Origin of the sequence: Streptomyces sp. NPDC060205, from assembly GCF_042728395.1 — a bacterium.
Taxonomy (GTDB): Bacteria; Actinomycetota; Actinomycetes; order Streptomycetales; family Streptomycetaceae; genus Streptomyces.
Map to the genome: position 1 here is coordinate 1 of NZ_JBHWZP010000321.1, position 10,304 is coordinate 10,304.

The 10,304-nt window shown below is 72.1% G+C and carries 8 protein-coding genes; 1 reads left to right on the forward strand and 7 read right to left on the reverse strand.

The window, feature by feature from the left end; genetic code table 11:
• Positions 1-114: 114 nt before the first annotated feature.
• The 6 genes from ACFWGJ_RS36050 to manD all read right to left on the reverse strand — a co-directional run bounded on the left by ACFWGJ_RS36050 (position 115) and on the right by manD (position 7,542).
• Complete coding sequence (locus ACFWGJ_RS36050; RefSeq protein WP_387333040.1) at positions 115-930, reverse strand: SAM-dependent methyltransferase; 816 nt, start codon at positions 928-930, stop codon at positions 115-117.
• Between the two features lie 184 nt (positions 931-1,114).
• Positions 1,115-2,155: a sugar kinase gene (locus ACFWGJ_RS36055; RefSeq protein ID WP_387333042.1), complete on the reverse strand. Its 1,041-nt coding sequence runs from the start codon at positions 2,153-2,155 to the stop codon at positions 1,115-1,117.
• Positions 2,156-2,280: 125 nt separating this feature from the next.
• Positions 2,281-3,333, reverse strand: a complete 1,053-nt coding sequence (locus ACFWGJ_RS36060) for an L-idonate 5-dehydrogenase (protein WP_387333044.1) — start codon at positions 3,331-3,333, stop codon at positions 2,281-2,283.
• A complete protein-coding gene (locus ACFWGJ_RS36065) occupies positions 3,330-4,724 on the reverse strand; it encodes an MFS transporter (protein WP_387333046.1) in 1,395 nt (464 codons plus the stop codon). The genes ACFWGJ_RS36060 and ACFWGJ_RS36065 overlap by 4 nt, the downstream gene beginning before the upstream one ends.
• Positions 4,725-4,837: 113 nt before the next feature.
• Positions 4,838-6,337 carry a mannitol dehydrogenase family protein gene (locus ACFWGJ_RS36070; protein ID WP_387333047.1) on the reverse strand — a complete coding sequence of 500 codons (1,500 nt, stop codon included), beginning with the start codon at positions 6,335-6,337 and terminating at the stop codon, positions 4,838-4,840.
• Positions 6,334-7,542 carry a D-mannonate dehydratase ManD gene (gene manD / locus ACFWGJ_RS36075; RefSeq protein WP_387333049.1) on the reverse strand — a complete coding sequence of 403 codons (1,209 nt, stop codon included), beginning with the start codon at positions 7,540-7,542 and terminating at the stop codon, positions 6,334-6,336. Before manD ends, ACFWGJ_RS36070 begins: the two co-directional genes overlap by 4 nt.
• A gap of 100 nt (positions 7,543-7,642) precedes the next feature.
• Here manD and ACFWGJ_RS36080 point away from each other — a divergent pair, with 100 nt between their 5' ends.
• Complete coding sequence (locus ACFWGJ_RS36080; protein WP_387333051.1) at positions 7,643-8,353, forward strand: GntR family transcriptional regulator; 711 nt, start codon at positions 7,643-7,645, stop codon at positions 8,351-8,353.
• A gap of 85 nt (positions 8,354-8,438) precedes the next feature.
• Here ACFWGJ_RS36080 and pgm read toward each other — a convergent pair whose 3' ends face one another.
• Positions 8,439-10,079 (reverse strand): phosphoglucomutase (alpha-D-glucose-1,6-bisphosphate-dependent), encoded by a 1,641-nt coding sequence (pgm, locus tag ACFWGJ_RS36085; RefSeq protein ID WP_387333053.1) that lies wholly within the window; start codon positions 10,077-10,079, stop codon positions 8,439-8,441.
• Positions 10,080-10,304: the final 225 nt, after the last annotated feature.

The window sequence follows — 10,304 nt, forward strand, 5'->3', positions numbered from 1 at the left end:
TTTTTCTGTGGGTCTTTTTTTTTTTTAAACCCCCCCGCAACCCCCACGCTCACGGGTGCCCGCGGGTCCGCGGGCGCCGCGGGCGGGGGCCGCCCCGCGCCCCCCGGGCCCCGCTCAGCGCTTGAGGCCGACGCCGCCGTACTGGTGCACCTCGGCGGGCAGGCCCAGGGCCTCGGTGTCGGGGCGCCAGCGCGAGCACGACGCCACACCCGGTTCGAGCAGCTCAAGTCCGTCGAAGAAGCCCTCGATCTGCTCGGGGCTGCGCAGGATGTACGGGATCGAGCCGCCCTCGTTGTACTGCTGGATGGCCTCGACGTACGCCTTGCTGGTGTCGGTGCTGTCGTACTGCACGAGGTAGCTGCCGGACGGCAGCGCGTCGACCAGTTGCCGCACGATCGACCGTGCCTCGTCGTAGTCCTCGATGTGGCCCAGGATGCCCATCAGCATCAGCGCGACCGGCCGGTCGAAGTCGAGCGTCTTGGCGGCTTCCCGCACGATCGTGCCCGGATCGCGCAGATCGGCGTCGACGTAGTTGGTGACGCCTTCCGGTGTGCTGGTGAGCAGCGCGCGGGCGTGCGCCAGCACCAGCTTGTCGTTGTCGACGTAGACGATCCGGCTCTCGGGCGCCACCCGCTGGGCGATCTGGTGGGTGTTGTCCACGTTGGGCAGCCCGGTGCCGATGTCCAGGAACTGCCGCACGCCCTCCTCGGCGGCCAGATGGCGGACGGCGCGGGCGAGGAAGTACCGGGCGGCACGCGCTCCGGTCTCGATTCCGGGGAAGACGGCACGGAACGCGTCACCGGCCACCCGGTCGACCTCGTAGTTGTCCTTCCCGCCCAGCCAGTAGTTCCAGATCCGGGCCGACTGCGGCACGGAGGTGTCGATCCTGGCGAGCGTCTCCGGCTCGGGGTTCTCTGCCTCGTCAGTCATGGACGCTCCTGTGCGTGCGTATGCGTGGGTGGTGTGAGGATCACGGAACCGCCGAACGCCGGTCGTGGGCGCCCACGTTATTCCTCACCCCTCGGCCCATGTGCGCCACCGGCCCTCAACGCACGGTGTTCGGCCACTCGTTGGCTCGATTGCCGTTCTGTTCCCGCACCGCGCGCCCGTTTTCTCAGCGGCGTGCCGTGGCGGCCCACGCGTCCTCGTCCAGGGCGAGGCAGCGGTCGGTCTCCGTACGCGGCGGCATGCCGGGGACGTCGTCCCTGGTCCGCAGCGCGGCGGTGGCCGCCAGATGGCCGAGGCGCAGCCGGGAGCGTTCGTCGCGGTCCTCCAGCACTCCCGTCAGATAGCCGGCCGCGAACGCGTCGCCCGCGCCGACCGGTTCGACCACCTTGGTGGGCAGCGAGGGCACGAACGTCCGTACACCACCGGCGTACGAGGTCGCTCCGTGCTCGGCGTCCTTGACGACCACGGCGGGTCCGGGCGCGAGCAGTTCCGCGATGTCGTCCGGGCGGGCGGTGCCCCACAGCTCCTCGGCCTCGTCCCGGCCGACGAACACGATGTCCGCGGCGCGGGCGAGCGCCAGCAGGCTCCGCGCGGCCTCCGTGGTGTCGTGGCCTCCCCGGCGCCAGAGGGCGGGGCGGTGGTTCACGTCGAAGGAGACGAGCGGACCCGGCGTGGCACGGTCGTGCCGTCCGACGAGCAGCGCCTCCAGCAGCAGCGCGCAGCTGTCGGAGAGGGCCGCGGCGACCCCTGACAGATGGAGGATCCGGGCCCGGCGGAGCGCCGGGTGCCGGGCCAGGTCGGGTCCCATCGCGGACGCCGCGGAACCGCCACGGTAGTAGTACGTACGGGTGTGGCCGGGGCCGGATTCCGGATCAGGGGCCGGGTCCTTGAAGTACACGCCGGTCGGGCGCTCCGGATCGGTCTCCACCGCGCTCACGTCCACGCCGCGCGCGGTCAGTTCGGCCAGGATGCGGTGGCCGAAGGGGTCGTCGCCCACCCGGCTCAGCCAGGCGGCCCGGCGCCCGAGTCCGGCGAGTCCGCAGGCGACGTTGGACTCGGCACCGCCGACGGCCAAGCTCAGCAGGGACTGCTCGGCGAGGGGTCCGGCGTCCGGCGGGCCGAGCACGGCCATCGTCTCGCCGACGCACACGACGTCGGCCGCCCGCTCATGACCGTCGGCGGCGCGGGGAGGGGGCGGCAGGGACACGGGCTTCTCCAGGCGGATGGCGGACGGCGGACCTGACTGGGGCAGCCGTGAGGGGCGGAAGTGAGGCTGCGAGGCAGGGGCTGAAATGGGTCGGCTGCGGCGGCCGGCGACCGTGGGTCAACGGTTCAGGCGGCGCACAGCCGCAGCATGACCTTGCTGCTTCCGCTGCCCGGATCCGCGGCGACGGCGAGCGCCTCCTCGGCCCGTTCCAGCGGGAAGCGGTGGGTGATCAGCGGGGTCACGTCCAGACCGTCCCCGAGTGCCCGCAGCGCGTCGTCGATCTCCTCGACGAAACGGTACGAGCCGATCCAGGTGATCTCCCGGGTCACCAGGTCGCCGAGGGCCGCCGCCACGGCCGTACCGGGCAGGTTGCCGACCTGGACGAGGGTGCCGCCGCGGGCGGTGGCCCGCAGTACGGGGCCGAGCGCGGCCGGGGCGCCGGACGCCTCGAAGACCACGTCCACGTCCTCGGGCAGCTTCTCGCCCGCGGAGAGGTCGCGGGTCTCGTCGGCGCCCATGGCGCGGGCGACGGCCAGCGAGGACGGCGACAGGTCCGCGGCGATCACGCGGCCCGCTCCGCGGTACCGGGCCGCGGCGACGACGAGCGAGCCGATCGGTCCGCAGCCGTTGACGAGGACCGTACGGCCGCGCAGCTCGGACACCCGGCCGACGGCGTGCAGCGCGACGGCCAACGGCTCGGCGAGCGCGCCCTGTTCGGTGCTCACGCCGGCCGGCAGCGGCCGGATCTGGGCCGCGTCGACCGTCCGGTACTCGCTGAACCCGCCGTCGGTGTGCGGGTCGAAGGCCGCCGAGCCGAAGTAGCGGACGCGCGGGTAGAGGTTCGTCCGGCCGGCGAGCCGCTGGGGCAGGACGCCGTCGCCGACGAGGCTGGCGGGGTGGACGGTGACCGCCTGTCCCACGTCGAGGCCGGTGACGCTGTCGCCGAGCGCGGCGATCCGGCCCGCGAACTCGTGCCCTAGCACCAGCGGATGGGCGAGCGAGGCGGTGCCGGACGCCCCCTTCTTCCAGTACGCGATGTCGGATCCGCAGATGCCGCCCCACTCCACGGCCAGCAGCACCTCGCCCGCGCCGGGCGCGGGCCGGGCCCGCTCGTCGACGCGTACGTCGCCGGGGCCGTGCACCACGACCGCCCTCATGTGGGGGGTGATCGTCTTCATACGGCGTCCTCCAGCCGGACCAGGTCGCGTCCGCGTGTCTCGGGGGCGAGGTACGCGCTGACGAAGGTGATGAGCGAGTAGACGACGAGCATGGCGGCGATGGGCCACCAGCTGTCGGTGACGGCGGTGAGCGTGGCCGCGAGGACCGGGCCGATCGCGGTGGCGAGGATGCCGCCGATCTCCTTGGAGAGCGCGAGCTGGGTGAACCGCGTGCGGGAGCCGAAGAGTTCGGCCATCGTGACGCTTTCGAGCGAGAACAGTCCGAGGACTCCCACGTTCAGCCCGAGGACCATGCCGAGCATCACACCCGGGGTCGATCCGGAGGTGATGAGGAGCATCACCGGGAAGGCGAGGACGACGGTGAGGGCGGAGAGGGCGAGGTAGACCGAGCGGCGGCCGAAGCGGTCGCCCAGCAGGCCGATCAGCGGCACGGTGGCGAAGCCCGCCAGGGAGCCGTACACGATCGCGTCCGTCGGTACGGACCGGCCGACCGCGAGATTGGTGGCGATGTAGCCGACGAGGAACGTCTGCATCAGCCCGGAGTTGCCCGCCTGGCCGAAGCGCAGGCCCAGGGCGAGGAAGAACGCCTTGCCCTTGCGCTGCCGGATGCCCGCCGCGAGGACACTGCCCTGGTGCTCGTCGGCGGCGGCGATCACGGACTCGACCTCGTCGCGGGCCAGCGCCACCCCGTCGACGACATCGGGACGCTCCTCGAAGACGGGGCTCTCCTTGAGGCTGCGCCGCACCCAGACCGCGAAGAGCATCAGGCCGAAGCTCAGCAGGAAGGGCAACCGCCAGCCCCAGGAGAGCAGTTGGTCCTCGCTGAGCACGGCGAGCAGGACGGCCCACAGGCCCGACGCGGCGAGCGTCCCGGAGTTCGTGCCGAGCGACACCAGCGAGGAGATCAGGCCGCGCCGCTTGACGGGCGCGTACTCGGCGAGCATCACGGTGGCCCCGGCGATCTCGGCGCCCGCGCCGAAGCCCTGTGCCAGCCGCAGCACGACGAGCAGGATCGGCGCGAGGATGCCGATGGTGGCGTACGTGGGCAGGACGCCGATGAGGGTGGTGGAGGCACCCATCAGCAGGATGGTGATGTACAGGACCTTCTTGCGGCCGAGCCGGTCGCCCATCCGCCCGAAGTAGACGGCTCCGGCGAGCCGGGCGACGTATCCGACGCCGTAGGTGGCCATCGCGGCGATGAGTCCGATGGCCGGGCTGACGTCCGGGAAGAAGATCTTGTTGAAGACGATCGCGGCGGCCAGCGAGTAGAGCTGGAAGTCCATGAACTCCATGGCCGTACCGAGCCAGCCCGAGACGGCGGCGCGGGTCAGATCGCGGGTGCTGCGCTGGGCGGAAGGCGTCTGCTGAGCGGCTATGACGCTGTCCTTCATCGTGAACTCCGTTGTTCGTAACCGAGGAAGCTGTTGGGGACGGGGGCGGGGATCAAGTACCGGGGGGACGGGGGCGGGGAACAAGTACGGGGGTACGGGGGCTTCGGGAGGGGTCAGATCTCGACGCGTCCGGCGGCCAGGGCGGGGAGCCGGTCCGCGACGGCCGACGTGAGGGCGTCGTCGTCCGCCAGGTCCGCGGCGCCCAGGACGCGCAGCAGCGCGCGTACGGTCCCGGCGGGTCGGGTCGCGGGCGTCCAGCAGGCGGCGAGCGCCTCGGCGGCGGGATCGGAGGGAGCGTCGGAGCGGGCAGGGGCGCTGGAACCGGAGGAGGCGCCGGCTCCGCGGGTGCCGTGCGCCCAGCCGGCGAGGGCGAGTTCGAGCACTGGGGCCGCCCTGGCGCCCGCGACAGATGTACCCCGGGCGCGCAGTTCGCGCAGCGCGGGCAGCCAGCGCTCCGTGATCTTCAAGGATCCGTCGGAGCCGATCTGCCGCAGCAGATGGTGCATGGCGGGATTGCGGAAACGTACGACGAGGTCGTCGGCGTACGCGACGGGGTCCGGGCCGCCCGCGGGGAGGGTGGGTGCCACCTCCGCGCACAGCGCCCGGACGAGGCGCTCGCCCCAGTCCGTGGCCATGGTCTCGGCGATCGTGGTGAGTCCGGCGGCCAGGCCGAGGTGGGCGAGGGCGGAGTGGGAGCCGTTCAGCAGCCGCAGTTTGGTGAGCTGGTAGGGCGCCACGTCCGGGACGAACAGGGCGCCGTCGAGCTCCCAGGGCGGCCGGGGGGCGTCGAAGGAGTCCTCAAGGACCCACTGGCGGTACGGCTCCCCCGTCACGGCGAGCGCGTCCCGTACACCGAGCGCGGTGGCGGCCGTCGTCAGGTCGGCCTCGCCGGTGGCGGGCACGATCCGGTCCACGACGGTCGCGGGGAAGGCTACGGCCCCGGCCATCCGGTCCAGGATCGCCGAGCGGTCCGGCCAGGCGGACGCGCGGACGAAGTCGTGGACGACGCCGGCCAGGGCGGCGCCGTTACCCGCCATGTTGTCGCAGGACACGACGGAGATCGGGGGTGCCGCGGACCGCATCCGGGCGGCGAGGCCGGCGGCGAGCCGCCCGACGACCGTGGTGAGCGGTCCGTCGGGACCGGCCGCGAGGTCGGCGGCGACGGGCCCGGCCGTGAGGTCGAGGCCGCCGGTCGACGCCGACCGGTGATAGCCCTTCTCCGTCACGGTCAGCGTCACGACCGTCACCCCGGGATCGGCGAGCAGGGCGTCGACGGCCGTGGCGTCGGGCCCCATGGCCAGCGCGCCGACGACCGAGCCCACGACGCGGGTGCGGTGTCCGTCCGGACGGCGTTCGGTGAGCGAGAACAGACAGTCCTGGTCCCGCAGGGCGCGCACGGTCCCGGCCGAGCGGGGCGCGACCGCGGTGATGCCCCAGGGCTCACCGGAGCGGGCGGCGGCCTGCTCGGTGTAGACGGCCTGGTGGGCCCGGTGGAAGGCGCCGAGGCCGAAGTGGACGACACGGGTGCGCAGTTCGGCCGGGTCGACGGCGGGCCGCAGTCCGGGCGCGAGCCGGGGCAGTGCCGTGCGGCTCAACTGGTCGTCGGCGCTCACCAGTCGTGCACCGACCCGTCGAGCCGGCGGGCGACCGGGAGGTAGCGCGGCTGGTAGGGGAAGCGTTCGGCCGCCTTCTCGTCGTACTCGACACCGAGGCCGGGCTCGTCGGAGGGGTACAGCATGCCGTCGGCGAACGTCACCCCCGTGCGGAACACCTCGGCGGTCTCGTCGGGGTGGCCCATGTGCTCCTGGATGCCGAAGTTCGGCACGGCGATGTCGAGGTGCACGGCGGCGGCCATGCTCACCGGTGAGAGGTCGGTCGCCCCGTGGGAACCGGTCCGTACCTGGTGGAGCGCGGCGAGGTCGAAGATGCGGCGCAGGTGCGTGATGCCGCCCGCGTGGACGACGGTGGTGCGTACGTAGTCGATGAGCTGCTCGGTGATGAGGTGCTGGACGTCCCAGATCGAGTTCATCACCTCGCCGACCGCGATCGGTGTCGTGGTGTGCTGCCGGATCAGCCGGAAGGACTCCTGGTTCTCGGCCGGGGTCGGGTCCTCCATCCAGAACAGCCGGGAGGCCTCGACGCTCCTGCCGAACCGGGCCGCCTCGTTCGGGGTGAGCCGGTGGTGCACGTCGTGCAGGAGATGGAAGCCGAAGCCGAAGCGCTCGCGGACCGCCTCCAGGTACCTGGGCGCGAAGTCGAGATAGGCCTCGGTGTCCCAGGGCTGCTCGTCGGGCAATTCGGTCGCGGCGGGCTCGTAGACCTTGCCCTTGCGCACCCCGTACGTGCCCCCGACGTCGGGCACGGCGGCCTGGGCGCGTACGGCCTTGTAACCCAGCTCCAAATAGCGCTGGACGTCGTCGAGGAGCGAGGGCACGTCGGTGCCGCTGGCGTGCGAGTAGACGAGTACGCCGTCGCGCGACCGGCCGCCGAGCAGCTTGTACACGGGCAGTCCGGCGGTCTTGCCCAGGATGTCCCACAGCGCGGTGTCGACGGCGGCGATCGCGGTCATCGTGACGGGTCCGCGCCGCCAGTACGCGCCCTTGTACAGGTACTGCCACATGTCCTCGATACGGGACGGGTCCTTGCCGATCAGCAGCGGGACCACGTGGTCGCGCAGGTAACTGGCGACGGCCAGCTCCCGGCCGTTGAGCGTGGCGTCGCCCAGGCCGGTCACCCCGTCCGTGGTGGTGATCCGGAGCGTGACGAAGGTCCGGCCGGGGGAGGCGACGAACACCTCGACGCTTTCGATCCTGCTCACAGGCACTCCTTGGTCGCGATCGGTCGCGAAGTACTTGTATACAAGCAGCTGTATCGCAGTACGGCAATACTTGTGCCGTGCTTCTACGTACGATGGGCCCATGGCTCAAACGAACGGGCGGACGAACCGGCGCGACATCTATCTGAAACTGCGCCAGATGGTCCTGACCCTCGAACTCGCTCCGGGCGCGGCCCTCTCGGAGAACGAACTCGCCGCGTCGATGGGCGTCAGCCGCACACCGGTGCGGGAGAGCCTGATCCTGCTGGCCCAGGAGGGGCTGGTGCAGGTCTTCCCCAAGATCGGATCGTTCGTGTCCCGCGTCGACCCGGGGCAGGTCGCCGACGCGCAGTTCCTGCGGGAGGCGGTGGAACTCGCCTCACTGGACGATCTGCCCGCCGCACTGGACACCGCGCTCGTCGAGGAACTGCGGGACAACCTCGGCCGGCAGCGGCGCGCGGACCTCGGCCTGGAGGAGTTCTTCGATCTCGACGAGGCGTTCCATCAGGGCCTGATGCGGCTGAGCGGGCACGGGAACGTCTGGACGACCGTCGCCGCCGCCAAGGGCCACCTGGACCGGGCCCGGCGCCTCGGCCTCCACGAGAACGTGTCGCCTGCCGTTTTCGTCGCCCAGCACCGCGAGATCTTCGACGCCATCGCCGGCGGGGACGTACCGCTCGCCCGCACGGCCATGCGCACGCACCTGCGGGCCGTCTTCGACGACATCGAGCGCATCCGCGCCCACTCCCCCGAACTGTTCGCCACGGACGCGTCGTCCGTGCCGGTGCGGCGGAACATCGTGGTGTGGGAGTGAGCGCGCACCTCTGGAAGTCGGGCAGCGGGAGCCCGAGCAGATGTCAGGTGTCAGGTGTCAGGTGCCAGGTGCCAGGTGTCGGGTGTCAGGTGTTCAGGGCCGCGAGCACCATGGCCTTGGCCTCCTCCTGGATCCGCTGCAGGTGCTCCGGTCCTGAGAAGGACTCAGCGTAGATCTTGTAGACGTCCTCGGTGCCCGAGGGGCGGGCCGCGAACCAGGCGTTGGCGGTCGACACCTTGACCCCGCCGAGGGCGGCGCCGTTGCCGGGAGCCTCGGTGAGCACCGAGGTGACCGGCTCGCCCGCGAGGGTGTCGGCGGTGACCTGGCGCGGCGACAGCTTCGCGAGCAGCGCCTTCTCCTCGCGGGAGGCCGGGGCGTCGATGCGCGCGTAGGCGGGGGCACCGAAGCGCTCGGTGAGCCGCGCGTAGTGCTGGGAGGGCGTCTCGCCGGTGACGGCCGTGATCTCGGAGGCGAGCAGGGCCAGGATGATGCCGTCCTTGTCGGTGGTCCACACCGAGCCGTCGCGGCGCAGGAAGGACGCGCCCGCCGATTCCTCGCCGCCGAAGCCGAGCGTCCCGTCGGACAGACCGTCCACGAACCACTTGAACCCGACCGGGACTTCGACCAGCTTCCGGCCGACGTCCGCCGCGACCCGGTCGATCATTCCGGACGACACGAGGGTCTTGCCGATCCCGGCCCCGGCGGGCCACTCCTTGCGGTGCGAGAACAGGTAGGAGATCGCCACGGCCAGGTAGTGGTTGGGGTTGAGCAGCCCACCGTCCGGGGTGACGATGCCGTGCCGGTCGGCGTCGGCGTCGTTCCCGGTGGCGATGTCGAAGCGGTCGCGCTGCTCGATGAGCGAGGCCATGGCGTACGGCGACGAGCAGTCCATCCGGATCTTGCCGTCCCAGTCCAGCGTCATGAAACGCCAGGTGGGGTCGGCGAGCGGGTTGACCACCGTCAGGTCGAGCCGGTGCTGCTCGGCGATCCGGCCCCAGTAGGCGACCGAGGCACCGCCCAGCGGATCGGCGCCGATCCGCACGCCGGCCGCCCGGATCGCGTCCAGGTCCAGCACGCTCGGCAGGTCGGCGACATAGGCGCCGAGGAAGTCGTGGCGGCCGGTGCCGGGCGCGGCCAGGGCGCGGGTGTAGGGGATGCGGCGTACGTCCTTCATGCCCGCGGAGATGATCTCGTTGGCGCGGTCCTGGATCCAGGAAGTCGCCTCGGAGCCGGCCGGGCCGCCGTTCGGGGGGTTGTACTTGAAGCCGCCGTCGGCGGGCGGGTTGTGCGAGGGGGTGACCACCACACCGTCGGCGAGGCCGGACGTGCGGCCCCGGTTGTGGGTGAGGATGGCGTGCGAGACCGCCGGGGTGGGCGTGTAGCCGTCGCCCTGGTCGATGAGGACGCTCACGTCGTTGGCGGCGAACACCTCAAGGGCCGTGACCCGCGCGGGCTCGGACAGGGCGTGGGTGTCGGCGCCAAGGAACAGGGGGCCGTCGGTGCCCTGCGCGGTGCGGTACTCGCAGATGGCCTGGCTGGTGGCCGCGATGTGGTCCTCGTTGAACGCCGTCGCGAGCGACGAGCCGCGGTGCCCCGAGGTACCGAAGGCGACCCGCTGACCGGGCTCGGCCGGGTCGGGGTGCAGCGCGTAGTACGCCGTGACCAGGCGGGCCACATCGACGAGGTCACCGGGTTCCGCGACCTGCCCTGCTCGCGCGTGCTGCATGTCCCGCTCCTTAAGCCTTCAGCAAGGTCGACCATTGGGTCCGTTGCGTACCGACCCATTCTCCCCTGCCCGGCCTCGCGGGACGCACACCGCGCGCGATGCGCTCCCTCCGCGCGGAGCGATGGCGGCAGCCTCCGCGCGCGGCGCGATGCCGGCGCCCTCCGCGCGCGGCGCGTCGCCGGCGTCCGGTCGGCGAGGGCCCGGGAGCCCGAAAGGCGCCCGGGC

What these genes read in the sequence shown, in the direction of transcription:
- ACFWGJ_RS36050 (WP_387333040.1), bottom strand. Translation starts at nt 930, where the DNA reads ATGACTGACGAGGCAGAGAACCCCGAGCCGGAGACGCTCGCCAGGATC.
- ACFWGJ_RS36060 (WP_387333044.1), bottom strand. Translation starts at nt 3,333, where the DNA reads ATGAAGACGATCACCCCCCACATGAGGGCGGTCGTGGTGCACGGCCCC.
- ACFWGJ_RS36065 (WP_387333046.1), bottom strand. Translation starts at nt 4,724, where the DNA reads ATGAAGGACAGCGTCATAGCCGCTCAGCAGACGCCTTCCGCCCAGCGC.
- ACFWGJ_RS36080 (WP_387333051.1), top strand. Translation starts at nt 7,643, where the DNA reads ATGGCTCAAACGAACGGGCGGACGAACCGGCGCGACATCTATCTGAAA.
- pgm (WP_387333053.1), bottom strand. Translation starts at nt 10,079, where the DNA reads ATGCAGCACGCGCGAGCAGGGCAGGTCGCGGAACCCGGTGACCTCGTC.